The following is a 22,820-nucleotide window of genomic DNA, read 5'->3' as shown; positions in this document are numbered from 1 at the left end:
GCGTATCGGGCAGCCGGATTTCTTTCCAGCTGCCCGTCCTTCCGAGGACTGGCTGGCTGGCGTGGACGAGGCGGGTCGAGGCCCGCTGGCCGGACCCGTCTTCGCGGCGGCGGTGATCCTGGATCCTGCCCATCCGATTACCGGACTGGACGACTCAAAGAAGCTCAGCCCGGCCCGCCGCGAGGTGCTCGCGGCGGAGATTCGGGCGTTTGCACTGGGCTGGGCAGTGGCCAGCGCGACCGTGGAGGAGATCGACCGTCTCAACATCCTGCAGGCGACCTTTCTTGCCATGGAGCGGGCCTGCCGGTCCCTGCGGCGGCTACCGCGTCTGATACTGGTCGATGGCAACCGTCTGCCCCGGCATCTGCTGGCTCCGGCCAGAGCCGTCGTCGGCGGGGATGCCCTGGAGCCCGCCATCTCGGCTGCTTCCATCTTGGCGAAAACGTCGCGGGACGCTTGCTGTCTGGCATTGCACGCCTGCTATCCAGACTATGCATTTGATCGGCACAAGGGCTACGGGACGGCGCTCCATCTGTCCCGCCTCGAGGCCTTTGGACCCTGCCCAGCCCACCGGAGCAGTTTCGCGCCGGTTCGGCGCTGGTATGAAACCCATCCAGCCCGAGTACCCGAGTGAGCATTCCCATCCGCACCCTTACCTCGCGTGACAATTCAGACTTTCGCTTCTGGCTGCGTCTGGCTCAGGCGCGGGTGGGCCGCACTGGCGTGGATCGGGTGCTGCTCGAGGGCCGGCATTTGTGCGAGGCCTGGTGCGACCACAATGGGCTGCCACTGGTCCTGATCGTGGGCGAGTCCATGCAGCCGCAGCCCTGGGTGCAGGAACTCTGGCAGGCTTGCGAGGAGACCCGCCGCATCGTGCTGCAGGACAGCCTGGCGCGCCTGCTGTCGCAGGTCGAGCACGGACCGGCCGTCTTCTGTGTAGTGGCGCCGCCCCGACCGGCTTTGCCGGACCGGGTCACGCAGGGCTGTCTGTGGCTGGATCGGGTCCAGGACCCCGGGAATTTGGGAACGTTGCTGCGCACGGCTGCCGCTGCCGGCCTGTCGCAGGCCATGCTGTCGTCGGGTTGTGCGCAGGCATGGTCGCCAAAGGTGTTGCGCAGTGGCCAGGGAGCGCATTTTGCGCTGCAGATTCACGAGCGTGTCGATCTGGGTGCGCTGGCTGACCGGCTCGACGTACCGTTGGCAGTCACGACGTTGGAACAGGCTCGCTCGCTGTATGACGTTGATTTGCGCAGGCCTTGCGCCTGGCTCTTCGGCAACGAGGGGCAGGGTGTGGCGCCTGATCTGTTGGCGCGTGCGACGAGGCGGATACACATCCCCCAGGAGCCGGCCGTCGAGTCCCTGAATGTGGCGGCTGCGGCGGCCATCTGCCTGTTCGAGCAGCGTCGCCAGCAGTGGGTTCACGGGGCTTCGCCGGTTGCTGGCTGACGGACGGCTACTCCCTGACAGGCGACTACTGATAGCTCAACCGGTCCAGCCCGACCTCATCCATGATCTTGGTGGAGATTTCCTCGATCGAGCGGGTCGTGGTGGAAAGCCAGGGGATGTTCTCCATTCGCATCAAACGCTCGGCGTTGGCGACCTCGTCCCGGCACTGCCTCAGTGAGGCGTAGGTGCTGTTGGGCCTGCGCTCGTTGCGGACCTCGGCCAGACGCTCGGGCTGAATCGACAGGCCGAAGAGCTTTCGCCGGAAGGGCAGCAGCGACGCCGGCAGGGCCGCGCGGTCGAAGTCTTCCGGAATCAGCGGAAAATTGGCGGCCTTGACCGCATACTGCATCGCCAGGTAGAGGCTGGTCGGCGTCTTGCCGCAACGCGACACGCCCACCAGGATCACGTCCGCCTGCTCCAGGCCCTGGACGTATTGGCCGTCGTCGTGTGCCAGACTGAAATTGATGGCTTCGATGCGGTGGTTGTATTGCTTGCTCAGGCCGTTGGTGTGCGATCGGCCGACCGAACGGTTGGCGCTGGCGTTCAGAATCTTTTCGAGGCGGTGCACGAAGGCCCCGAACAGATCCAGGAAGATGCAGGGCGCCGAGCGGATGTGGCTGGCGATTTCGGGGTCCACCAGCGTGCTGAAGACCAGCGGTGGTGGCCCGCCCAGGGACGATTTCTGGGCGATTTTTCGCGCGGCGGCGTCAGCCTTTTCGATGGAATCGATGAAAGGCAGCCGAACCGCCTGGAAGGCGATGGTTTCGAATTGCGAGAGAACGGCATGGCTGAAGGTTTCCGCCGTAATGCCGGTGCTGTCGGAAACAATGAAAACAGTGCGTTCCGGGGGGGTGACATCCATGAACTGTTACGCCATCGAGCATCAGAAACGGTACAATCCGCCAAAGGTTACCAGTCACCTGGCCAGCAAGGCAAGGCTGGTTTGCCGGGCGCACGCACAGGCCTCAGCATCGCCGCTTTTTGGGCCTGAAGTCCGTACGCCGGGCAAACACGCTTTCCATATCTCAAAGGTGACATCATGTCTTACGTCGTACCATTCGAGCAGCTCCGCATGACGGACGTGGACTCGGTCGGAGGTAAAAACGCTTCCCTAGGGGAAATGATCAGTCAGTTGGCCGGCGCGGGTGTCCGGGTGCCGGGTGGCTTTGCCACCACGGCGGACGCCTTTCGCACCTTCCTGAAGTCTTCCGGGCTCGACGGCCGCATCAATGCACGGCTGGCCACGCTCAATGCCGAGGACGTGCGCGAGCTGGCCGCCGCCGGCTCGGAGATCCGCCAGTGGGTGGTCGATGCGCCTTTCCCCGCCGATTTCGAATCGGCTGTGCGCACCGCCTTCGCCAAGCTCGACGCCGATGGGAAGGGCTCCTTCGCCGTGCGTTCTTCGGCGACGGCGGAAGACCTGCCCGATGCGTCTTTTGCGGGTCAGCAGGAAACCTACCTGAATGTCGTCGGCATCGAGGGCGTCCTGGAGAAGATCCGTCAGGTCTTTGCGTCCCTCTACAACGATCGCGCAATTTCCTATCGCGTTCACAAAGGCTATGCCCATGCGGAAGTCGCGCTGTCGGCCGGTATCCAGCGGATGGTCCGGTCGGACAAGGGCAGCGCTGGTGTGATGTTCACGCTGGATACCGAATCCGGCTTCAAGGACGTGGTCTTCATCACTTCGTCCTACGGACTGGGCGAGACGGTGGTACAAGGCGCCGTCAACCCGGATGAGTTCTATGTGTTCAAGCCGACGCTGGCCTCCGGCCGTTATCCCATCATCAGCCGCCGCATCGGTTCAAAGCTCATCAAGATGGAATTCGACGAGAGCCGCGCCTCGGGTCACGCGGTTCGCACGGTCGAAGTACCGGCCTCGGAACGCAATCGCTATTCGCTGACGGATGATGAAATCATCGAACTGGCCCATTACGCGACCATCATTGAGGCTCATTACAAACGGCCCATGGACATCGAGTGGGGCCGAGATGGCGTGGATGGCAAGCTCTACATCCTTCAAGCCCGCCCGGAAACCGTCAAATCCCAGCAGGGTCACCATGATGTTCAGGAGCGCTACCGCCTGAAGGCCACCGGCGAGATCCTGGTTCGCGGGCGGGCAATCGGCCAGAAGATCGGCTCGGGCACGGTCCGCATCGTCGGTGACGCATCGGAAATGGACCAGGTGCGTTCCGGCGACATCCTGGTGACCGACATGACGGATCCCAACTGGGAGCCGGTCATGAAGCTCGCTTCGGCCATCGTCACCAACCGGGGAGGGCGTACCTGCCATGCGGCCATCATCGCTCGCGAGCTGGGGATTCCCGCCGTCGTGGGATGCGCGGACGCAACCGATGTCCTGACCAACGGGCGCGAGGTCACGGTATCTTGCGCCGAGGGTGACGAGGGCCGGATCTACGATGGTCTGATCGAGACCGAGGTCGAGGAAGTGCACTGGGGCCAGATGCCCGACATTGGCCTGAAGGTCATGATGAATGTCGGCAACCCGCAGCTTGCCTTCGACTTTTCGCAGATTCCAAACGCCGGCGTGGGTCTGGCGCGTCTGGAATTCATCATCAACAACAACATCAACGTGCACCCGAAGGCGATCCTGGACTACCCCAACGTAGACGCAGACCTGAAGAAGGCCGTTGAATCCGCCGCGCGCGGGTATGCCAGTCCCCGAGCCTTCTTTGTCGAGAAGCTGGCTGAGGGCATTGCCACCATTGGTGCCGCCTTCTACCCCAAGACGGTCATCGTGCGCCTGTCGGATTTCAAGTCCAACGAATACCGCAAGCTGGTGGGCGGTTCCCGCTATGAGCCCGACGAGGAAAACCCGATGCTGGGATTTCGTGGCGCCTCCCGCTATATTTCAGAGGACTTCGCCGAGTGCTTCCGCATGGAATGCGAGGCTCTGAAGAAGGTCCGTGACGAAATGGGCCTGACCAACGTCGAAATCATGGTGCCGTTCGTGCGTACGCTGGAGCAGGCGCGGCGCGTGGTTGAGCTGCTGGCGGCCCATGGCCTGAAGCGTGGCGAAAACGGCCTGCGCCTCATCATGATGTGTGAAGTCCCGTCCAATGCCATTCTGGCGGATGAATTCCTGCAGTATTTCGATGGGTTCTCGATCGGCTCGAATGATATGACTCAGCTCACACTTGGGCTCGACCGGGACTCGGGGCTGGAGCTTCTGGCGGCTGACTTCGACGAACGCGACCCGGCCGTGCGCTTCATGCTGCGACGTGCCATCCAGGCGTGCCTGAAGGCCGGCAAATATGTGGGCATCTGCGGCCAGGGTCCCAGCGATCATCCGGACCTGGCCCAGTGGTTGCGGGACGAGGGCATTCTGTCGATATCCCTGAATCCCGACACGGTGGTGGATACCTGGCAACGGCTAGCCGACACGGCTGTCGCCGCCTGACTGCGGCTGCCCGCCGCGACCGAGCCTCACTGGGGTCATCACATGCTGTTTCGTGCTGTGGTCGACTCGCCCCTTGGCGCCATTTTGCTGGAGGCGGACGAAGCAGGCCTGACGGGGCTTTACTTCACTGACCAGCGGGATTGCCCCACGGTCGCGGGAGTCGGGCCTGCTCCCCGGATCGTTTCCGACCCGTCCGCCGGGCGGCTGGCTGGCCGACCCATCCGCTCGTTCAGGGCGCAGCGGGTGCCTCCACAGGGCAGCGGGGATCTGTTCGCCAACGGATCGTCGGTATCCTTGGTCGCCAGGGATGCGGCGGAGATGGGGCCCCTACGGTTCCTGCAGAACGACACGCCCGGCGCCCCTGCAGCAGTTCTGCGCCAGACGCATCAGGAACTGCATGAGTACTGGCGTGGTGATCGCAAGGTCTTCGACGTTCCGCTGTCTCTTCGGGGCACGGACTTCCAGAAGAAGGTCTGGGCCGCACTGCTGGAGGTCTCCTTTGGCGCCACCCTGTCCTATGGGGAGTTGGGCGAGCAGGCTGGCCTGGGCACGGGCCATGGCCGGGCGGTCGGCACCGCCGTTGGTAGCAACCCTGTCAGTATCATTGTTCCCTGCCATCGGATCCTGGCGCGCGACCACAGCCTGAACGGTTACGGCGGTGGGCTGCGCCGCAAGGTCCGGTTGCTCCAGCTCGAGGGTCTGGGGATCGTCTGAGCGAGCCGCTGTGCCGGACCCGCCCCGGGTGTCATCCTTCGGCCGCCTGACGGATTCCGGTGCTCGCGACCGCTACTCTTTGCGGGTCTGATGGGTATCGTGTTTCATCAGGCGCTCTTTTTCGCGCGCCCAGTCTTTGTCACGCTCGCTGTCGCGCTTGTCATGCAGCTTCTTCCCGCGTCCCAGGCCAAAATCCAGCTTGATGCGCCCGTTCTTGTAGTGCAGGTTCAACGGCACCAGCGCGTAGCCGCGTTGCTCGACCTTGCCGATGAGCTTACTGATTTCTTCCCCGTGCAGCAGCAGCTTGCGGGTGCGGGTCGCACTGGGGTGGATATGGGTGGATGCGGTGGGCAAGGGACTGATGTGCATCCCCAGTATCCATAACGCTCCATCGCGCACGATGACGTAGCTTTCCTTGATCTGGACGTGGCCCGCCCGGATCGCCTTGACCTCCCAGCCTTCCAGCACAAGCCCGGCCTCGAAGCGATCTTCAATGAAGTAATCGTGCGTGGCCTTGCGATTCTCTACAATACTCATGGGTTGCTGATGTCTGGGTCAGTAAAATCCAACAATTCTATCTTATCCACTCGTCTTGCCGATGCATTCCATCCAACGTTCCGTCCTCGTGCCCTACCGTTGTGAGCAGATGTTTGATCTGGTCGCTGACGTGGCGCGCTATCCCGAGTTCATGCCGTGGTGCGGCGGGACCGAGGTGCAATGGCAGAACGAGCAGGGTATGCAGGCAACGGTGCAGATCCGCTTTGCGGGAATCCGCCAGAGCTTCACGACCCGCAACGACCATCATTATCCGCATCGGATCGTATTTCATCTGGTCGACGGGCCGTTCTCGAGCCTGACAGGGGACTGGAGTTTCCAGGCGCTGGGTGAGGATGGCTGCAAGGTCATCTATACCATGGAATATGCGTTTTCCAGCCGGGCCATGTCGGCCGTGATCGGTCCCGTCTTCAACCGCATCGCGACCAGCTTCATCGACTCCTTCACACAGCGCGCACGGGACGTGTATGGCAATCAGCGCTAGCTCTGCCACCATGATGGCATGCTGGTCATGCAAGTGACGATTGCATTTGCGGCGCCAGCGGGCTTGTGGCGGAAAGCCTTGCAGGTCCCGGAGGGTACGACTGCGGGCGAGGTATTGTCGCTCAGCGGCTTCGCGCGTGAATTTCCGGAGTTCACGGACCACCTGCCTGTGCTCGGTGTCTATGGCGAGCGCTGCGAACCCTCGCGCGTGCTGCACGAGGCAGATCGCGTGGAGCTCTATCGGCCGTTGGTGTTCGACCCTCAGGAGTCTCGCCGCCGCCGGGTGATGCATCGCAAGAGCAAGGCGGGGCGGCCTTGAGGCTGCAGCGTGATTGTCGCGCGCATGACAGCCCGTAGGCAGCCGGCTGCGCTAAGGTGGCGCATCGAGGGGCATTCGGTGGTGCTACAGTAACGATGCAGCGTTTCGGTTGACCGTTACCTCAGTCCTACTGCGTCGTGCGGCGCCACAAGCCTGCACGAGCCACATCCACAGTCCGGAGACTTTGCACCATGGATTTTCGCCTCAGCGAAGAACAACAGGCTTTTGCCCAGGCGGCGCGTGAATTTGCACAGGGCGAACTTGCTCCGCATGCTGCCCAGTGGGACGAAGAGCACATATTTCCGCGCGAAGCCTTTGCCAAGGCGGGTGAACTCGGTTTCTGCGCGATGTACGCGCCAGAATCAATCGGTGGTCTGGGCTTGCCGCGTCTCGATGCCACGCTGGTCTTCGAAGAAATGGCAGCGATTGATCCGTCCACTACCGCTTTTCTCACGATCCACAACATGGCCACCTGGATGATCGGCAGCTGGGCCCAGCCCGCAGTCCGGGACCACTGGGGGCCCCTGCTGTCCACTGGCGACAAGCTGGCATCCTACTGTCTGACGGAGCCCGGTTCAGGTTCGGACGCCGCCTCGCTGGCAACCAGTGCGCAGCGCGACGGCGGCAGCTACGTCCTCAATGGGTCCAAGGCTTTCATTTCGGGCGCCGGGGATACCGATGTGCTGGTCGTCATGGCCCGCACGGGCGATTCGGGGCCGCGCGGCATCTCGGCGCTGGTGGTGCCTGCCGACAGCACCGGCATCACTTACGGTCGCAAAGAGAACAAGATGGGCTGGAACAGCCAGTCCACGCGCCCCATTACTTTCGAGAACGTCCGCGTTCCGGCCGAAAACCGTCTGGGCGAAGAGGGAGAAGGCTTCCGCTTCGCAATGAAGGGCCTGGACGGCGGCCGCATCAATATCGCCACCTGCTCGGTGGGCGCGGCGCAGGGTGCCTATGATGCGGCACGCCGCTACATGGGGGAACGCCGCCAGTTCGGGAAAGCGCTGGCCGACTTTCAGGCGCTGCAGTTCAAGCTGGCGGACCTGCTGAGCAACGTGGTGGCTTCGCGCCAGATGGTCCGGCTGGCGGCCTGCAAGCTGGACGAGGGCGATCCCCAGGCGTCTGCGTATTGCGCCATGGCCAAACGGCTGGCGACCGATCTGTGCTTCCAGTCATGCCTGGATGCCCAGCAGATCCATGGGGGGTATGGCTATCTGAAGGACTACCCGCTGGAGCGCCTGGTCCGCGACACGCGCGTCCATCAGATCCTGGAAGGTACCAACGAGATCATGCGCCTCATCGTCGCCCGACATATTCTGACCCAGGGAGCCGATTTACGATGAGCGAGCCCGTCGTCTTCCGGGAAATTTCGGCGCGCAACGGCTGGCGCATCGGGATCGCGACACTCAACAGCCCGCAGACGCTCAACAGCCTGTCTCTGGACATGTGCCGGTTGCTGGGGCCCCGGCTGGATGCCTGGGCGGCCGACTCCCGCGTTGCGGCGGTCGTGCTGAATGGGGCCGGCGAAAAGGCGTTTTGTGCCGGCGGTGATCTGCAAGCCTTGTATCGCGGCATGCTGGCCTGCCCGCCGGGGGATGCCTGGGCGAACATTCCGGCACGCGAGTTCTTCGAAGCCGAATACCGGCTGGACTTCCACATTCATCGCTACCCCAAACCCATCCTATGCTGGGGTAGTGGGATCATCATGGGCGGCGGAGTCGGGCTGATGCTGGGTGCGAGTCACCGGATCGTGACCACCACGACGCGCTTTGCCATGCCCGAAGTCACCATCGGCCTCTATCCGGACGTGGCGGGCACCTGGATGCTGAGCCGCCTGCCAAACGGCATTGGTACCTTCCTGGCGTTGACCGGGGCGCAGCTGGGTGCGGCGGACTGCGTGCATTTGGGGCTGGCGGACTGGATCTGCGGGCCTGCGGATCTGGATGCGGCGCTGCAGGGTCTGGCGGAAACTTCCTGGGATGCCGATCCAGAACGCCATGGTGCCCAGGTCGACGACGTGCTGCAGGCGCTCCGCTTGCCCGATCCCGAGCCAGGTCCGCTGCAGCGCCACACCAGCGAGATCAGGACGGGCTGCGGACAGGCCGATTTCGGTCGAATCGGTGATGCGATCACGCGGTGGAAGACGCACGACGACCCCTGGATGGCGCGTGCGGCGGCAACCTTTCTGGCGGGTTCTCCAGGGTCGGCACGGCTGGGGTACACCCTGTTGTCCCGGGCCCGGCACCAGTCGCTCGCAGACACCTTCCGGGCTGAATACATCGCCTCACTACGCTGTTGCGCCGAGCCGGACTTGCGAGAGGGCATCCGCGCCCTGCTGATCGACAAGGACAAGAACCCCCACTGGCAGCCGGCCACGCTCGAGCAGGCTTCCGGCGACTGGGTCCAGCGCTTTCTGGTCGCCCCTTGGCCGGCCGGGCAGCCGCACCCGCTGGCTGATCTGGCCCCCTGATCGGGTTCGATTCATTTCCACATAAACATCATCAGGAGACAATCAATGAGCAGCACAATAGGATTTATCGGTCTGGGCCACATGGGTGGCCCCATGGCCAAAAACCTGTTGAAGGCGGGCCACCGCCTCAAGGTCTTTGATCTGGTACCGGAAGCCGTCCGGTCTCTGACCGATGCGGGAGCGAGTGCTGCCGAGTCGGCTGCTGCCGCCGCAACGGGGGCCGACCTGGTTGTGACGATGTTGCCGGCCAGCCGGCATGTCGAAGGCCTTTACCTGGGCAAGGGCGGCCTGCTGGAGTCGATCGCCAAGGGCACGTTGGTGCTGGAATGCAGCACCATTGCACCTGAATCGGCCCGCAAGGTCGCCAAGGCGGCCGCTGAGCGTGGCATTCCCATGCTGGATGCGCCTGTTTCAGGGGGCACTGGCGGCGCAGCTGCCGGCACGCTGACGTTCATCGTCGGCGGAGAATCCAGGGATCTGGAATCGGCGCGGCCCTATCTGGAGGTCATGGGCAAGAACATTTTCCATGCCGGCGCAGCCGGGGCGGGGCAGGTCGCCAAGATCTGCAACAACATGATCCTGGGTATCCAGATGGCGGGTACGGCAGAAGCTCTGGCGCTGGGTGTGGCCAATGGGCTGGATCCCAAGACCCTGTCGGACATCATCGCCAAGAGCTCTGGCCGGAATTGGGCCACCGAGCTCTATAACCCTTGGCCTGGTGTCATGGAAAACGCGCCGGCTTCGCACGACTATGCGGGTGGCTTCGGCGTGGACCTGATGCTCAAGGATCTGGGTTTAGCCACCGAGGCATCCATGCACGTCAAGGCGACGACCCCGCTGGGCGAGCTGGCACGCAACCTGTTCGCCCTGCATAGCGCCCAGGGCAATGGAAAGCTGGATTTTTCCAGCATTCTGACGCTTTACCGCAAGAAGGGCTGACCCGACCTCTACCCGGGTGGTTCCGATTCGGTTGATGCGCCAGGTTCAGATCGCCCCGGGTTGAACGCCCGCCGGTGCGTGCACTGGCTGCAGCGACACCACCGGTCCATCCGGCCTCCCCAGCGCGTAGCGGGTGCGGGGCCAGTCGGACAGGGTGATTTCCGCCGCAACGTGCAGGGTCTGGGAGTGGATGGTGGATTCGATCACCCGGCCAATAGGCCTTTCATCCGTTGCCCCGGCCGCATACAGATCTCGCGCGCCAGCTTCGGCCGGCACAATAGGTTCCTGTTTCAAGACACCATAGGCCAGCCTGCGCTTGACGGTGCCGCGATAATGACTTCTAGCGATCACCTCCTGGCCTGGGTAGCAACCCTTCTGGAAGTCGATGGTGCCGTTCAGGTCCATGTCCAGCGCTCCCGTCAGAAACTGTCCACTGGTGCCGGCCCGGATGCAGGGCCAGCCGCCGCCCAGTCGAGCCGCCGCCCACGCACCCGTGTCGGCAGGCTCCTTCCCCGGTACGCTGGTCACGCACCATGCGGCGGGACGGCTGGCGGTGGCGATTGGAGCGACGATCCAGAGCCTGTCCTGAGTGGGTATCACCGACCATGGGTTCAGGCCATGCAGTGCTTCCGGCACGTGGCGGGCGCCCAGCGCCGCCAGGATCCGGGAATCCCGGGGTTCGGAAATTGAGACTTGCGCCCGCAAGACGAACAGGCGCAGGCGTTGCGCGACGGGATCCAGCAGATCGCGCGCCACCATCCACTCGAAGCCGTAGTCGGATGGCCAAAGTGGGCCGTTGGCCAGCACGCGCCCCTGCGCGGTGCACCAGGCTGCCGGCCGGGCCATTGCCGGCTCCAGGGTCGAAACAGCGCTGGTGAATTGCCCGTGAAGGAAGGCTCTGGCATCGGGACCTTCGATGCGGATGATGGCCTGGTCGGGCAACTGCCAGCAGCCCTCAGCGATGGGGTCCGCCATTTTTCTAGCCAAGGACGAATGGGCGGCCGGTGACGGGCGTCGTGGCTACGGCCATTTCCTGTTCGGCCATGATACCGGCCTCCCAGGCCAGACGACCTGCATGAATGGCCCATTTGAACGCCTCTGCCATGCGCACCGGATCGAGCGCGCGTGACACGGCCGAATTGAGCAGGACGCCGTCGAAGCCCAGTTCCATGGCCTGAGTGGCATCCATGGGCGAGCCAATGCCAGCGTCGACAATGAGCGGCACATCCGGGAGACGCTCGCGCAGTGTACGCAGGGCCGACAGGTGAATCAATCCTTGGCCGGAACCGATAGGCGCCGCCCACGGCATGAGCAGCGTGCAGCCAGCGTCAAGAAGCCTTTGGCAGGCGATCAGGTCGTCGGTGCAGTAGGGGAACACTTGGAAGCCATCCCGCACCAGGGTTTGCGCTGCGGAGACCAACTCAAAGACGTCTGGCTGGAGCGTGTGGGGATCACCGATAACTTCAAGTTTAACCCATGGAGTGTCGAATACTTCCCGGGCCATGTGTGCCAGCGTGATGGCCTCCGCCGCTGTATGGCAGCCTGCCGTATTGGGCAGCAGGTGGCAATTCAGTTCCTTCAGGATCGAAAAATAAGGCTTTCCGCCACCTTCCTGGGGACGAGCAGCTGCTTGGCGCTTGAGGCTGACGGTGACGACTTCCGTGCCCGATGCGCGGACGGCGTCCATCATGATCTGGGGGGAAGGGTAGCTGGCGGTGCCAAGCAGGAAGCGGCTGTTCAGCTCGGTTTGTGCGACTTGCCACGTCATGCGGTCAACCTCCGGTGATGGGTTCGAATGTAGTGATATGGTCACCTTGGGTCAGCAAGGTTTGATCGCGCAATCCACGCGCGATGTGCTGGCCGTTCAGCGCGGTCGCTATCCTGCCGGAGTCGACTTCCTCCGCCCCAGCTGTCAGGTGTGTCAGCACCTGCAGGAGGGAGGAGCCAGCAGGGACCGTCAGCGGCTGACCATTGACATGGACGGTGATGATATTCGGCGTGGGGTTGGTGTCGTCGGGGTTCATACCGAGATTCCTGCGCCCTGAATGGCGCGGACCGTCATGGCGGGTGCGATCATCCACCCGTGACGGAAGAGTCCGTTGATCCGGGTAAGCCCCGGCGTCTGCTCGATGCGCGGCAGGTTGTCGCGCAATGCTGGCCTGAGATTGGTTTCCGTATGCACCAGGCGCGCCTCTGCCAGACCAGGCAGCGCACTGTGGGCAGTCGCCAGGAGCTCCACCGTGGTGCGTAGCGAGACCGGCGAGCGGTCCTCACTCTCGATCTCGCTCGCACCGACGATGAAGTGATGGTCCCGGCGAGGCACGACGTACACGCGGTGCCTAGGGTGCAGTACCCGTATCGGCCGCGCGAGGTTGACGTCGGACGCCTGGAGTAAAAAGATTTCGCCGCGGACGCCGCGCACCTCGGTGCAGCCTGATCCTGGGCCGTTAGCGGGGCGCTGCCCCAGGCCGCGCGCATCGAACACATGGTCGAAGTCGTGGCGGTTTCCGGATGATTTCAGGTAACCGGCCTGGACTTCGTCCACATTCTGGCCCCACATCCAGCTTACTCCACGGGCACCTTCCTGCAGCGCCTGCATCAGCTGTACGGGGTTGATGGCGCCTTCGCACGGCAATAGCCATGCCAGTGAAGGGCCATGAATGTCGGGTTCCAGCTCCGCTAGAGCCGACGGCGTCAGCGCCTGCGGCCGATACCCGTCTGGCGCCTTGCGGGCAATCAAATCCACCAGGCGGTGGGCCGCACCGGCATCGTCTCGGTGAGCGAGCAGCAGGCTTCCGTGGTTGTCGAAATCCGGTGCGCCAGGAAGTTCATGGATGATTCCTTCCCACATCTGGATAGAATCGACGCCGTCGCGGAAGACCTGCAGGTCGGCGCATTCCAGTTCGGCCGACGGCGACAGCATCCCGGCAGCTGTCCATCCGGCAGCACCCCGGCCCAATGGGCCGCTGGCAAGGTCAAATACCGTGACCTGGTGTCCGGCACGGCTGAGCCGCCACGCGAGCAGACGGCCCAGAACACCGGCTCCGGCGATTCCGATTCTGAGGATTTTGGACATAGGCTGAAAGGCGTTTCCATCGCTAAATATTGGCTGCTGAATGATACTGCACGCCGCGCTGGACGCAGGGTAGAAGCCATGTTCGCCGAGTCATTCGTCCAGAATAATTCAATATTTCTTATACGATAGCTAAAATCACTTTAATTTATTTATTTATAGCTTCTTCTTAGAATGACCAGACTTTTTCGTGTTGTCCAGGCCGATTCATGCTACCGATCTCCGCTATCCCACACCCCCTTCCATCCGCCGTGTCGGGTGGCGATCGGGGTGTGTGTCCAGACAGCGCGTTGCGCGCGCCATCCATCTGGTATGGCGTACTGCTTGCGGGGGGCCTGGGGCTCGCGGCCTGGTGGCTGGGCGTCCGGATACCGTTGATTGGCGGGCCAGTGTTCGGGATTGTCCTGGGCATGGTTTGGCGCAACGTTGTGGGGCTCTCACCGGTCTTTACGCCGGGGGTCATTTTCAGCAGCCGGCAGATTTTGAAGTGGTCCATCGTTGGCCTGGGGTTTGGCCTGAGCCTGGGCCAAGTCCTGAAGACCGGCGCGTCCTCCCTGGGGGTGACGCTGGTGACCTTGTCCACGGCCTTTGTTGTTGCGTGGCTGCTGGGACGCTGGCTGAAGCTGGGCGGGCATCTGCGGACTCTGATCGGGGTCGGGACGGCGATTTGCGGGGGCTCGGCAATTGCCGCCGTGGCCCCCATCATCCGGCCCGATGACCATGAAACGGCGCTCTCCATTTCGACGATCTTTCTTTTCAATGTCATCGCCGTGCTGCTGTTTCCGCTTCTGGGGCACTGGATGGGGTTGAGCAACCATGGGTTCGGGGTGTGGGCCGGGACGGCCATCAACGACACGTCATCGGTGGTGGCAGCAGGTTACAGCTACAGCACGGCGGCGGGGGACATTGCCACCATCGTGAAGCTCACGCGCGCCACGCTCATCATCCCGGTCTGCATCGTCATTGCCCTATGGGTTGCCTGGCGCAATCAGCATGCCGAAACCAGAGTGTCCCTTTCCCGAATTTTTCCCTGGTTCATTCTCTGGTTCCTGGCGGCTTCCGGCGCGCGTAGTCTGGATCTGATCCCGGGGGCGCTGCTTGGGCCTTTGCATGAGATATCGCAGTTCTTCATCATCATGGCGCTGACGGCCATCGGGCTGTCTTCTGACCTGCGCCGCATGGCACTTTCGGGGATACGTCCGATCCTGTTGGGGCTGGGCGTATGGATGGCCGTGTCGCTCAGCAGCCTGGGCATGCAGCTTCTGCTGGGCAACCTCTGAAAGCAGGGGCGGCGCACGCCCACGTCCATGGCCTGGCTGTGCGAAAAGTAACAACCACTGCAGGCCTTCAAGGGCTGTTCCAGTTAAACTGGCGGGCATGAAAAAATCACTGCGATGGCTGCTCTGGCTGCTGATTCTCAGCCTGACGGCTGTGGCGATCGCCATTGCGGCGACAGCATGGTGGGGCTGGCAACGCCCGGTCCCCATGCGCGCGCAGGTCGTGGATTACACCATCGACACAGGCAGTTCTCCACGCCAGATTGCGCTGACCATGCAATCGGCCGGCATTGATGTCTCGCCGCTGGCCTTCGTCTGGCTGACTCGGCTCAGCGGCCGCGACAAGCTTCTGAAGGCGGGGGCCTACGAGGCACGCGCCGGCGATACGCTGTGGAAGTTGCTGGAGCGCATGGCCAACGGCGATATGACACAGACCCGGCTGACTTTCCCTGAAGGCTGGACGGTGGCGCAGATGCGGGCGGCGCTCGACGCTGACCCACATTTGCGCCATGATACGAAGGGCATGAGCAATGCGGCCATTGCACTGCGCCTTGGGCTGGACAAACCTGATCTGGAGGGCTTGTTTTACCCCGACACGTACGTCTTCGCACCCGGTTCATCTGACCTCGACATTCTGCGCCGTGCAGCGCTGGCCGCCCGTCAGGTGTTGGCAAAGGCCTGGGCGGAAAGATCACCGGACCTGCCACTCACCGACCCCTATCAGGCGCTGATCCTGGCATCCATCATCGAGAAGGAAACGGGGCATGGAACAGATCGCACCAAGATTGCCGGCGTGTTCATCAACCGGCTGCGCCAGAACATGCCGCTGCAGACTGACCCCACGGTGATTTACGGCCTGGGAGCGGATTATCAGGGTCGCTTGAGCAAGAAGGACCTGGAGCGCGACACCCCGTGGAACACCTATACGCGGGCGGGGCTGCCGCCCACACCCATCGCCAACCCAGGCAAAGCCGCGCTTTGGGCGGCGCTGCACCCTGACCACCATTCGTACCTCTATTTCGTTTCCCGGGGGGATGGGACCAGCGAATTCTCCTCCACGCTGACTGATCACAACCGCGCGGTAGGCAAGTACATTCTGAACCGGAACTGAGCCCATGACCGCACGAGGCTGCTTCATCACCCTGGAAGGACTGGATGGTGCCGGCAAAAGCACGCATATTCCCTGGATCGAACAGTTCCTGCGTTCTGCTGGTGTCGATCTTCTGTGCACCCGTGAGCCGGGGGGCACGCCGCTGGGCGAAGACCTGCGTGATCTGCTGCTGCATCGAGCCATGGACGTTCGCACAGAAACGCTGCTGATGTTCGCCGCTCGCAACGAACATTGGCAGACGCGTATTCGGCCGGCCCTGGAGCGCGGACAGTGGGTGCTGTGTGACCGGTATACGGACGCCTCGTACGCCTACCAAGGCGGGGGTCGGGCGCTGGGCAGCGAGGCGATCGGCATTCTCGAAGACTGGGTGCAGCAGAGCCAGGGTCCGGATTTCACGGTGCTCTTTGACATTCCACTGGAGGTTTCCCGCGAGCGGCTGGGCAAGGGACGCGGTCAGGCAGACCGCTTCGAGCGTGAAGGCACAGCCTTCTTCGAACGGACACGCCAGGCCTATCTGGAGCGGGTGGCGGCCGACCCGAAGCGGTTTCACGTGGTGGATGCCGCCGGCACCGTGGCCGAGGTGCAGGCCGATCTGGACGGCTTCTTCCAGCGTTTGCTGGGTCCGAACGGATGGTCGCGAGGCGCGTCGTGAGTTCCGCCGCCGGATTTTTCCCCTGGCAGGTTCCCTTGGCGCAACGCTGGCTGGGCCAGAGGGATCGTTTCGCCCACGCATGGCTGATCCAAGGCGCGCCCGGGATCGGGCAGCTGGAATTTGCCCAGGCTGGGGCCGCCAGTCTGCTCTGCGAAACGCCTGAGAATGGGCTGGCATGTGGCCGGTGCCAGGCCTGCCGCTGGGTCGCGGCGGGCAATCACCCGGATCTGCGCCGCCTGCGGCCGGATGCAGTCGCGGCCCAGGAAGGAGAGGCCGAAGAGGAGGGCAGCGGCAAGAAGCAGCTCTCCAAAGAGATCCGCGTCGAGCAGATCCGCGGGCTGATGCCCTGGTTCAACATGGCGTCGCATCGCGGCGGATGGCGGGTTGCGTTGCTTTATCCGGCCGAAGCGCTCAATGTGATCTCGGCCAATGCATTGCTGAAAATTCTGGAGGAGCCGCCGGGCCGTACCGTGTTCCTGCTGGTAGCCCAGGCGCCGGACCGGCTTCTTCCGACGCTGGTTTCGCGCTGTCGCCGATTGCCGTTGCCGGTTCCGACCCACGATGAGGCGCTGGGTTGGCTCTCGCAGCAAGGTGTTCACGATGCGTCCACCTGGCTGGCGGCCGCTGGCGGAGCTCCACTGCTGGCGCTGCAGGCCGCTCAGGCGGGCGGCGGCCCGGTGCCGCAATGGCTGGAAGGTTTCCTGGATCTGGCGCAGTGTGGCGGTGCCCCTGCGGGGCTGGCCGATGCCCTGGTGGCGCAAGACGCGGCCGCGTGGATCGACGCCGCACAGCGGCTCTGGACCGACCTGAGCCTGGCGGCGCACGGCTTGCCGCTGCGGTATTATCCGGCACAGGCATCTGCTATCGAGATACTTGCGCGGTCATCGGATCCGGTCCGTCTGGCGCAGACTGCGCGCTGGCTGCAGGATCAGCAGCGTCTCGCCCAACACACGCTGAACCCGAAGTTCCTCGCCGATCATGCTGCCCGCATGCTCCTGAGTTCGTTCGGCAAGCCCGTGCGGGCGGCAAGCTGACCGCCGATGCCAACCTCCCATCTCACGCCATGTACATTGATTCCCACTGCCATCTGAATTTGCCTGAACTGGCCAGTCAGCTTCCGGACATCCTGTCGCGAATGCGGGCGGCCGACGTCGGCCATGCGCTCGTCGTCGCCGTGAATCTGCGGGATTGGCCCGGGTTGATCAGTCTGGTGGAGCGGCACCCTCATCTGCGCGCGTCCGTCGGCGTGCATCCCGATAACGACGCGGGCGATGATGACGGCCTCGAACCCACGCTTCAGGACCTGCTCGTCCGGGCACAGCATCCAAAGGTCGTCGCCATCGGTGAAACGGGGCTTGATTATTCCCGTCAGGCGGAGCCCCTGGAGTGGCAGCGGGACCGGTTCCGGCTCCACATCCGTGCTGCCCAGGACAGCGGGTTGCCGCTCATCATCCACACGCGGGCGGCAGCCGAAGACACCATCCGCGTGATGCGCGAAGCGCGTGCGGCACGTGGCGTCATGCATTGCTTCACGGAGTCCTGGGAGGTTGCGCAAGCGGCCATGGGCCTGGGGTTCCATATTTCTTTTTCGGGAATCGTCACCTTCAAGAACGCTGCAGCGCTGCAGGACGTGGCGCGCAAGGTGCCGCTGGACCGAATGCTCATCGAGACGGATTCACCCTACCTGTCGCCGGTCCCGTATCGTGGGAAGCTCAATGATCCCTCGCGCGTGATTCATGTGGCCGAGAAGATCGCCGAGCTACGCGGGGTACCGGTTGCCACCATCGAACATGCGACCGCGGAAAATTATTTTTCCCTGTTCGACAAAGCCGTTTCCATCCATTCCTGACGGAGCATCATCATGGTCAAGACGCATCCAGTTCTACGCGGGCTGCGTGCCGGGTTGCTGGCTCTCATTGCAGGAGCGCTGTTCTTGCCGGTTGGCGAGAGCTGGGCGCAGCAGGCGCCCGGCGCGGACTGGTGGTCAGCCATCGACCGTGACGACGCGTCCGCCGTTCGCGGCCTGCTGTTGCGCAACGTGGATCCAAATGCCTTCGGCAAGCAGGGAAACCCGGCTCTGATTCAGGCCATCCGGGACCAGTCCTGGGCGGTCTTCGACGCGCTGCGGGTAGCACCGGGGGTTCAGATCGACGAGCCCAATGCGCATGATGAAACGGCTCTCATGTACCTGTGCATCCTGGGGCAGACGGACCGTGCGTCAGACCTGATCGCGGCCGGAGCGCACGTCAACCGCCTGGGCTGGACGCCGTTGCACTACGCGGCCTCCAAAGGCCGTGTCGAGACCGCCCGGATGCTGATCAAGCGCGGCGCTATTGTCAACGCGCCGGGGCCGGACGGTACGACCCCGCTCATGATGGCGGCCCTTTCGGGGAGCAAGCCCATGGTGGAGCTGCTCCTTGCTCAGAAGGCGGATCCGACGATGTTCAATCTGGCGCACGAGACTGCAGCCGACTGGGCCCGCAAGCGCAAGAACACTGATATTGCCCAGCGCCTGGATGAAGCGGCATCGCGGCGCGGCGCCGAGCGCCAGCTTGGTGTGGAAGGTGGTTCATCCGCGCCGGCGGCTGTATCGAGGCCCTCGGTGCCGGCCGCTACGGTTACACCAAGCGCTCCCGCGGCGGCGCCCTCGTCCGGGGCTCCTCAGGCCGGCGACCAGAGTTCGTTCTCGCGTTACTTCGACCTGGGAAGATTCGACCAGCCCGCGAAGTGAGCGGTAGTGGCCGCTCGGCCCCCAGCCACGTTGGGCACGCAGGCTGGGGAAGCCGGACGTCGGTCAGGCTGGCGGCAGGTATTCGGGTCGCAGGATGCTCTTCAGCTCTGAATAGGGAATCAGCAGTTCAGGTTGGCCGGAAGAATAGGGGGCGATTTCGTAGGGCTGGTATTTCACGACGATCCCCGTATCGGTGAGCGCCACGTTGTCGCTCGACACGAAGGGCCACAGGCGGCGGAAATTCGCGGGGTCTTCTCGCGCGGCCGGGCTCTTGGCGAGCCACTCGGTGTGGGCCTTTCGCAAGGCCGCATCGAATGCCGGACGGGCGCCTGGCAGCAGAAGGTTGTCCAGCGTGACTGCCTTTTTCAGGTCGTTGCGCCAAATCAGGAACTGCGTGCCCGAGATGCCGTGAGCCATGCCGGTCCGGTATTCACTGGCCTGGAGTTCGACTACCGTCAGGTGCGGGTTGCGATAGCGCGTTTTCGCGTTCAGATCGATTTCGTCGCGCGGGCCGGCCGTCTTCCAGAAGTAGTCTCGCAGGCTCGGCACAGTGTCGTAGGGAGCAGGATGATCATTGTCCACCCAGGTCATCAGCGCAAGCGCGTGGTCCACCAGTTCCGTGAGGCGCTGGTGTCCGGGGAACACCAGGGAATTCACCATCATGGTGGGACATTCGCCTTTGCAGCCGGGCTTTTTCTGGTTCCAATTGATCGGTTGCGAGAACAGGCCTGCTTTCTGGGTCTGTGTGTTGAGTTCTGCCGGAACCAGGCTCAAACTGCCTTTTGGGCCGCTGGCGCATGCGCCAAGAAGTAGCGTTGCCATCATCGCCGCCATGAGCGGTCGCAGGAAAGAGGGGAGTGCGAGATGAATCATCATTGTCCAGTCTGGTGTTCGTTCATGCGGCAACGCCCGCAGAACCCGGGAGCCCTGCAGCCTGCACAGCCTCAGGCTATCATGCTTAAAATCTACCACAACCTCTGCTGCGGCACGTCATATTGGGCCGTCTGATGTCGTCATCATGAAATCACTTTCCGTCCGCCAGTCTGTCGAAACGCTTTCGGCCTGCGTATCGGGGAAAGTCCAAGGAGTGGGGTTCCGGGCCGCAACAGTTCGGCAGGCGCATCTGCTGAAGCTGGGCGGGTGGGTGCGCAATCTGCCCGATGGGCGCGTCCAGGTCCTGTTGCAGGGGGATCACGACGCCGTGGACCGCATGTTGTCCTGGCTGTTGCGCGGTCCCCCGATGGCGAGCGTCACCGGAGTCACTCACGAAGAGGTCTCCACCCAGCGCCTTTTCGATCGCTTCGAACAGCTATAGCAGTGCGAGGAATCAGGCGTCACTCGTCGCTGTGTTTCGAGACCACCAGCTCCACACGCCGGTTGCGGGCGCGGCCCTCGAGTGTGCCGTTATCGGCGATTGGCCGAGAATCGGCGAAGCCAACCGCTTTCAGGCGGGATTTGGGGATGCCATTGGCCTGCAGGTAGCGTACGACGCTGCCGGCGCGCGCTGGAAAGCTCCCAGTTCGAGGGATAGGGCGACGAGCTTCGCACCCGCACTGAATCCGTGTGGCCTTCGACCGTGATGTCGTAACCGGCGCTGACCAGCACCCGGGCCATGCGCTTGAGCACGGCCAGACCCTCGGGGCTGAGGTCCGTCTGGCCAGTGTCGAACAGAATCTCGCTGTTCACTCGGAAGCTCACCGAGCGCTTGTTGATGATGACCTCGACGTCCTTGCCGAGATCCCCTAGCGACAATGAGGCGGCCATGGCTTCTCCTTCCGAGGGCCCCGGCGCCACTATCTTGGCAGCGGGGGGCGCCTCGGTCGGCGCCGCCACAGGTGGGGTGACCACTGGCGCACCCCACGTACGCATGCTGGCGATCCGCACCTCGTCCGCCTGCGAAGCCTGTACGTCCTCGTTTTCAGGCTCCTTCTGAGCGGAAACGGGTTCTGGTGTTTCGATGATGGTAGCTTGGGCCGATGTCGCAGGCGGTGGCGCCTCCGTTGCCGAGGCCTTTGATGGGCCGGCTTTCGATAGCGGCTCCGTCATGGGTTCGGGGGGGAAGGTGCCGGCGAGCGGTGCCAGGGTAGGGGTGGATGGCTGCGTGGGCCGTTCCAGGGCCTCGGCAGGCTCAGCCGCCGGGTAGGCAACTGGCAGATTCTCTGGTTTCGGCCTCAGGGGGGCAGTCGGGTGCAGGGCGGCAGAGGGCGGGGAATCGCGCTTCGCCACGGCAGCAGCGGTTTCGTGGCGTACCGCCTGGATTTGTTTGCTCACTGGTCCGGCAAAGGCCAGCATCACGATCATGGCTACCATCAGCAGTGTGACCATATCCAGATAGGTGATGAGCCAGTCCTCGTCTTGCGGTGCGGTTCCGGCTTGCTCCAGTCCCCAGCGGTCCGATTGGGTTCCGTGGCTGCGGCGTTCACGGCGCAGGTGCTGGCGCGCGCGCTGCAGGTCGAGCTGCATGGTCTGCATGCGCTGGACGACTGCCTGCGACGGCTGCAGCTCCGTCGTGATCCGTCTCATGGTGTTTCCGGGGCAGTCCTGGTTGTCCCACCGGTGTCCGTACCATGGTCGTGGTCGCGGATTTCATCGCGCACTTCAGCCACGAACGCTCTGAGCGTCTCCCGCATCAGCGCTGGGCTGCGCTTCTGACTCATCATGGAAATGCCCTGCATGAGGGTGTTCATCAGAATCAGCCGTTGCTCCGTACGGCGCTCGAGCTTGACGGCAACCGGCTTGAAAACCAGGTTGGCGAGCAACACCCCGTAGAACGTCGTCATCAGCGCCAGCGCCATCTGCCGGCCGATGGCCGTGATGTCGCCGTCGCCGAGCAGAAACAGCAGGTTGACCAGCCCCACCAGGGTCCCGACCATGCCGAAGGCGGGTGCGAACCCGGCCATCACGCGAAAAAGCTGTGCCTCGGCGTGTTCCTTCGCCTTCATGCGGGCGATCCGCCATTGGAGCAGATCCATGATGTCCTGCTCGGGGACGTTGTCGATGACGAACTGCACACCATTGCGCAGAAATGGATTGGAGACCTTCTGCAGTGCCTTTTCGACCGCGTGGATATCGCTCTGCATCCAGATCCGCGCGATCTCGCTCAGATCTTCCAGGTCCTGGTCGATGGGCAGTCGCTCGCTGTGCAGCACGTTGCGGATGGACCCGAAGATCCGCATGACCTCCCGCAAGGGATATGCGATGAACGTCGCCGCCGCCGTCCCCAGGAGCACGATGCCTAGCCCGGGCAGGTCCACGAACAGGCTTGCGTCCCGCGCTGAAAAGATCAGGACGCTGCCAAGCAGAAGGATGCTGGCAACGATGCCGATCAGTGTGGATGGGTTGACGCGGGCGGTCATTGCGGAAAACCGGATCTGGAAGCGATAGGGCATCTTAGCGTGAGGGCTGATCCGGCCACTGTGAGAACAACGGGGATTTTCGGCTTGATCCCGCGTTTATCCATTCTGCCACCTCAGTCAAATTCGCATAATGTATATTATGTCAAGTTTAAGATTGGATGTTTTGGGATGTACCTCAGGCACCGTCTATTCAAGTAAAACTATGGGTATTTTTCAACTAAATTTTAGCAGGGGGAGCTGCCTCCCCCTTTGTGCCGTTCTCTGGGTGTTGGG

24 protein-coding genes and 1 pseudogene are annotated in these 22,820 nt (G+C 63.2%); 16 read left to right on the top strand and 9 right to left on the bottom strand.

From position 1 onward, the window contains the following. The first annotated feature begins 4 nt into the window (after positions 1-4). Together rnhB and EPN31_RS01950 are read left to right on the top strand one after the other, a co-directional pair. Positions 5-634, top strand: coding sequence for a ribonuclease HII (rnhB, locus tag EPN31_RS01955; protein WP_291768933.1), 630 nt, complete (start codon positions 5-7; stop codon positions 632-634). Next, positions 631-1,446, top strand: a complete 816-nt coding sequence (locus tag EPN31_RS01950) for an RNA methyltransferase (protein WP_291768712.1) — start codon at positions 631-633, stop codon at positions 1,444-1,446. Before rnhB ends, EPN31_RS01950 begins: the two co-directional genes overlap by 4 nt. 25 nt (positions 1,447-1,471) lie before the next feature. Here the strand turns inward: EPN31_RS01950 and EPN31_RS01945 are convergent, their stop codons facing one another. Continuing rightward, positions 1,472-2,308: a pyruvate, water dikinase regulatory protein gene (locus EPN31_RS01945; protein ID WP_291768709.1), complete on the bottom strand. Its 837-nt coding sequence runs from the start codon at positions 2,306-2,308 to the stop codon at positions 1,472-1,474. A gap of 177 nt (positions 2,309-2,485) precedes the next feature. Between EPN31_RS01945 and ppsA the strand changes: the two genes are divergently transcribed. Both ppsA and EPN31_RS01935 read left to right on the top strand, forming a co-directional pair. Continuing rightward, the gene (gene ppsA / locus EPN31_RS01940; RefSeq protein WP_291768707.1) at positions 2,486-4,864 is read left to right on the top strand and encodes a phosphoenolpyruvate synthase; all 2,379 of its coding nucleotides are present in this window, start codon (positions 2,486-2,488) and stop codon (positions 4,862-4,864) included. Between the two features lie 42 nt (positions 4,865-4,906). After that, a complete protein-coding gene (locus EPN31_RS01935) occupies positions 4,907-5,578 on the top strand; it encodes a methylated-DNA--[protein]-cysteine S-methyltransferase (protein ID WP_291768705.1) in 672 nt (223 codons plus the stop codon). 72 nt (positions 5,579-5,650) lie between these two features. On the opposite strand, the gene smpB is transcribed toward EPN31_RS01935, so the two are convergent. Then, a complete protein-coding gene (gene smpB / locus EPN31_RS01930) occupies positions 5,651-6,115 on the bottom strand; it encodes an SsrA-binding protein SmpB (protein WP_291768703.1) in 465 nt (154 codons plus the stop codon). A 61-nt stretch (positions 6,116-6,176) separates the two neighbouring features. Between smpB and EPN31_RS01925 the strand changes: the two genes are divergently transcribed. From EPN31_RS01925 to mmsB, 5 genes are all read left to right on the top strand, one after another. Further along, positions 6,177-6,617, top strand: coding sequence for a type II toxin-antitoxin system RatA family toxin (locus tag EPN31_RS01925; RefSeq protein WP_291768700.1), 441 nt, complete (start codon positions 6,177-6,179; stop codon positions 6,615-6,617). A 27-nt stretch (positions 6,618-6,644) separates the two neighbouring features. Next, positions 6,645-6,935, top strand: a complete 291-nt coding sequence (locus EPN31_RS01920; protein WP_291768697.1) for an RnfH family protein — start codon at positions 6,645-6,647, stop codon at positions 6,933-6,935. A 191-nt stretch (positions 6,936-7,126) separates the two neighbouring features. Further along, positions 7,127-8,281: an acyl-CoA dehydrogenase family protein gene (locus EPN31_RS01915; protein WP_291768694.1), complete on the top strand. Its 1,155-nt coding sequence runs from the start codon at positions 7,127-7,129 to the stop codon at positions 8,279-8,281. Next, a complete protein-coding gene (locus EPN31_RS01910) occupies positions 8,278-9,408 on the top strand; it encodes an enoyl-CoA hydratase/isomerase family protein (RefSeq protein WP_291768692.1) in 1,131 nt (376 codons plus the stop codon). The genes EPN31_RS01915 and EPN31_RS01910 overlap by 4 nt, the downstream gene beginning before the upstream one ends. A 45-nt stretch (positions 9,409-9,453) precedes the next feature. Then, positions 9,454-10,347, top strand: a complete 894-nt coding sequence (gene mmsB, locus EPN31_RS01905) for a 3-hydroxyisobutyrate dehydrogenase (protein WP_291768689.1) — start codon at positions 9,454-9,456, stop codon at positions 10,345-10,347. A 45-nt stretch (positions 10,348-10,392) separates the two neighbouring features. Here the strand turns inward: mmsB and EPN31_RS01900 are convergent, their stop codons facing one another. From EPN31_RS01900 to EPN31_RS01885, 4 genes are read right to left on the bottom strand one after another with little or no spacing between them, the layout of a single operon-like run. After that, positions 10,393-11,322: a hypothetical protein gene (locus tag EPN31_RS01900; RefSeq protein WP_291768687.1), complete on the bottom strand. Its 930-nt coding sequence runs from the start codon at positions 11,320-11,322 to the stop codon at positions 10,393-10,395. A gap of 4 nt (positions 11,323-11,326) precedes the next feature. Then, a complete protein-coding gene (locus tag EPN31_RS01895) occupies positions 11,327-12,115 on the bottom strand; it encodes a thiazole synthase (RefSeq protein ID WP_291768684.1) in 789 nt (262 codons plus the stop codon). Positions 12,116-12,119: 4 nt separating this feature from the next. Continuing rightward, positions 12,120-12,371, bottom strand: coding sequence for a sulfur carrier protein ThiS (gene thiS, locus EPN31_RS01890; protein ID WP_291768681.1), 252 nt, complete (start codon positions 12,369-12,371; stop codon positions 12,120-12,122). Then, positions 12,368-13,423, bottom strand: coding sequence for an FAD-dependent oxidoreductase (locus EPN31_RS01885; protein WP_291768678.1), 1,056 nt, complete (start codon positions 13,421-13,423; stop codon positions 12,368-12,370). The genes thiS and EPN31_RS01885 overlap by 4 nt, the downstream gene beginning before the upstream one ends. Before the next feature lie 206 nt (positions 13,424-13,629). Here EPN31_RS01885 and EPN31_RS01880 point away from each other — a divergent pair, with 206 nt between their 5' ends. The 6 genes from EPN31_RS01880 (at position 13,630) to EPN31_RS01855 (ending at position 19,191) form a co-directional block, all read left to right on the top strand. Next, positions 13,630-14,700, top strand: coding sequence for a YeiH family protein (locus tag EPN31_RS01880; RefSeq protein ID WP_291768675.1), 1,071 nt, complete (start codon positions 13,630-13,632; stop codon positions 14,698-14,700). A 97-nt stretch (positions 14,701-14,797) separates the two neighbouring features. Continuing rightward, entirely contained in the window at positions 14,798-15,808 is a 1,011-nt protein-coding gene (gene mltG / locus EPN31_RS01875; protein ID WP_291768672.1) for an endolytic transglycosylase MltG, read from the top strand. 4 nt (positions 15,809-15,812) lie between these two features. After that, a complete protein-coding gene (tmk, locus tag EPN31_RS01870; RefSeq protein WP_291768669.1) occupies positions 15,813-16,460 on the top strand; it encodes a dTMP kinase in 648 nt (215 codons plus the stop codon). Next, complete coding sequence (holB, locus tag EPN31_RS01865; RefSeq protein WP_291768666.1) at positions 16,457-17,494, top strand: DNA polymerase III subunit delta'; 1,038 nt, start codon at positions 16,457-16,459, stop codon at positions 17,492-17,494. Before tmk ends, holB begins: the two co-directional genes overlap by 4 nt. Before the next feature lie 29 nt (positions 17,495-17,523). Next, positions 17,524-18,309 (top strand): TatD family hydrolase, encoded by a 786-nt coding sequence (locus tag EPN31_RS01860; protein ID WP_291768663.1) that lies wholly within the window; start codon positions 17,524-17,526, stop codon positions 18,307-18,309. A 12-nt stretch (positions 18,310-18,321) separates the two neighbouring features. Further along, positions 18,322-19,191, top strand: a complete 870-nt coding sequence (locus EPN31_RS01855; protein ID WP_291768660.1) for an ankyrin repeat domain-containing protein — start codon at positions 18,322-18,324, stop codon at positions 19,189-19,191. Positions 19,192-19,254: 63 nt separating this feature from the next. Here EPN31_RS01855 and EPN31_RS01850 read toward each other — a convergent pair whose 3' ends face one another. After that, positions 19,255-20,067 (bottom strand): RsiV family protein, encoded by an 813-nt coding sequence (locus tag EPN31_RS01850; RefSeq protein ID WP_291768657.1) that lies wholly within the window; start codon positions 20,065-20,067, stop codon positions 19,255-19,257. Between the two features lie 142 nt (positions 20,068-20,209). Here EPN31_RS01850 and EPN31_RS01845 point away from each other — a divergent pair, with 142 nt between their 5' ends. Beyond that, positions 20,210-20,506 (top strand): acylphosphatase, encoded by a 297-nt coding sequence (locus EPN31_RS01845; RefSeq protein ID WP_291768656.1) that lies wholly within the window; start codon positions 20,210-20,212, stop codon positions 20,504-20,506. A gap of 19 nt (positions 20,507-20,525) precedes the next feature. Here the strand turns inward: EPN31_RS01845 and EPN31_RS01840 are convergent. After that, positions 20,526-21,654, bottom strand: a pseudogene (locus EPN31_RS01840) (OmpA family protein). A gap of 56 nt (positions 21,655-21,710) precedes the next feature. Then, entirely contained in the window at positions 21,711-22,547 is an 837-nt protein-coding gene (locus EPN31_RS01835) for a MotA/TolQ/ExbB proton channel family protein (RefSeq protein ID WP_291768654.1), read from the bottom strand. Positions 22,548-22,820: the final 273 nt, after the last annotated feature.

The organism is Castellaniella sp. (assembly GCF_004321985.1).
Taxonomy (GTDB): Bacteria; Pseudomonadota; Gammaproteobacteria; order Burkholderiales; family Burkholderiaceae_B; genus Castellaniella.
This window is presented reverse-complemented; position numbering and strand designations above follow the sequence as displayed.

Coding starts and splice junctions, on each gene's coding strand:
- EPN31_RS01945 (WP_291768709.1), bottom strand. CDS start 2,308: ATGGATGTCACCCCCCCGGAACGCACTGTTTTCATTGTTTCCGACAGC.
- ppsA (WP_291768707.1), top strand. CDS start 2,486: ATGTCTTACGTCGTACCATTCGAGCAGCTCCGCATGACGGACGTGGAC.
- EPN31_RS01935 (WP_291768705.1), top strand. CDS start 4,907: ATGCTGTTTCGTGCTGTGGTCGACTCGCCCCTTGGCGCCATTTTGCTG.
- smpB (WP_291768703.1), bottom strand. CDS start 6,115: ATGAGTATTGTAGAGAATCGCAAGGCCACGCACGATTACTTCATTGAA.
- EPN31_RS01925 (WP_291768700.1), top strand. CDS start 6,177: ATGCATTCCATCCAACGTTCCGTCCTCGTGCCCTACCGTTGTGAGCAG.
- EPN31_RS01920 (WP_291768697.1), top strand. CDS start 6,645: ATGCAAGTGACGATTGCATTTGCGGCGCCAGCGGGCTTGTGGCGGAAA.
- EPN31_RS01915 (WP_291768694.1), top strand. CDS start 7,127: ATGGATTTTCGCCTCAGCGAAGAACAACAGGCTTTTGCCCAGGCGGCG.
- EPN31_RS01910 (WP_291768692.1), top strand. CDS start 8,278: ATGAGCGAGCCCGTCGTCTTCCGGGAAATTTCGGCGCGCAACGGCTGG.
- mmsB (WP_291768689.1), top strand. CDS start 9,454: ATGAGCAGCACAATAGGATTTATCGGTCTGGGCCACATGGGTGGCCCC.
- EPN31_RS01900 (WP_291768687.1), bottom strand. CDS start 11,322: ATGGCGGACCCCATCGCTGAGGGCTGCTGGCAGTTGCCCGACCAGGCC.
- EPN31_RS01895 (WP_291768684.1), bottom strand. CDS start 12,115: ATGACGTGGCAAGTCGCACAAACCGAGCTGAACAGCCGCTTCCTGCTT.
- thiS (WP_291768681.1), bottom strand. CDS start 12,371: ATGAACCCCGACGACACCAACCCCACGCCGAATATCATCACCGTCCAT.
- EPN31_RS01885 (WP_291768678.1), bottom strand. CDS start 13,423: ATGTCCAAAATCCTCAGAATCGGAATCGCCGGAGCCGGTGTTCTGGGC.
- EPN31_RS01880 (WP_291768675.1), top strand. CDS start 13,630: ATGCTACCGATCTCCGCTATCCCACACCCCCTTCCATCCGCCGTGTCG.
- mltG (WP_291768672.1), top strand. CDS start 14,798: ATGAAAAAATCACTGCGATGGCTGCTCTGGCTGCTGATTCTCAGCCTG.
- tmk (WP_291768669.1), top strand. CDS start 15,813: ATGACCGCACGAGGCTGCTTCATCACCCTGGAAGGACTGGATGGTGCC.
- EPN31_RS01860 (WP_291768663.1), top strand. CDS start 17,524: ATGTACATTGATTCCCACTGCCATCTGAATTTGCCTGAACTGGCCAGT.
- EPN31_RS01855 (WP_291768660.1), top strand. CDS start 18,322: ATGGTCAAGACGCATCCAGTTCTACGCGGGCTGCGTGCCGGGTTGCTG.
- EPN31_RS01850 (WP_291768657.1), bottom strand. CDS start 20,067: ATGATGATTCATCTCGCACTCCCCTCTTTCCTGCGACCGCTCATGGCG.
- EPN31_RS01845 (WP_291768656.1), top strand. CDS start 20,210: ATGAAATCACTTTCCGTCCGCCAGTCTGTCGAAACGCTTTCGGCCTGC.
- EPN31_RS01835 (WP_291768654.1), bottom strand. CDS start 22,547: ATGACCGCCCGCGTCAACCCATCCACACTGATCGGCATCGTTGCCAGC.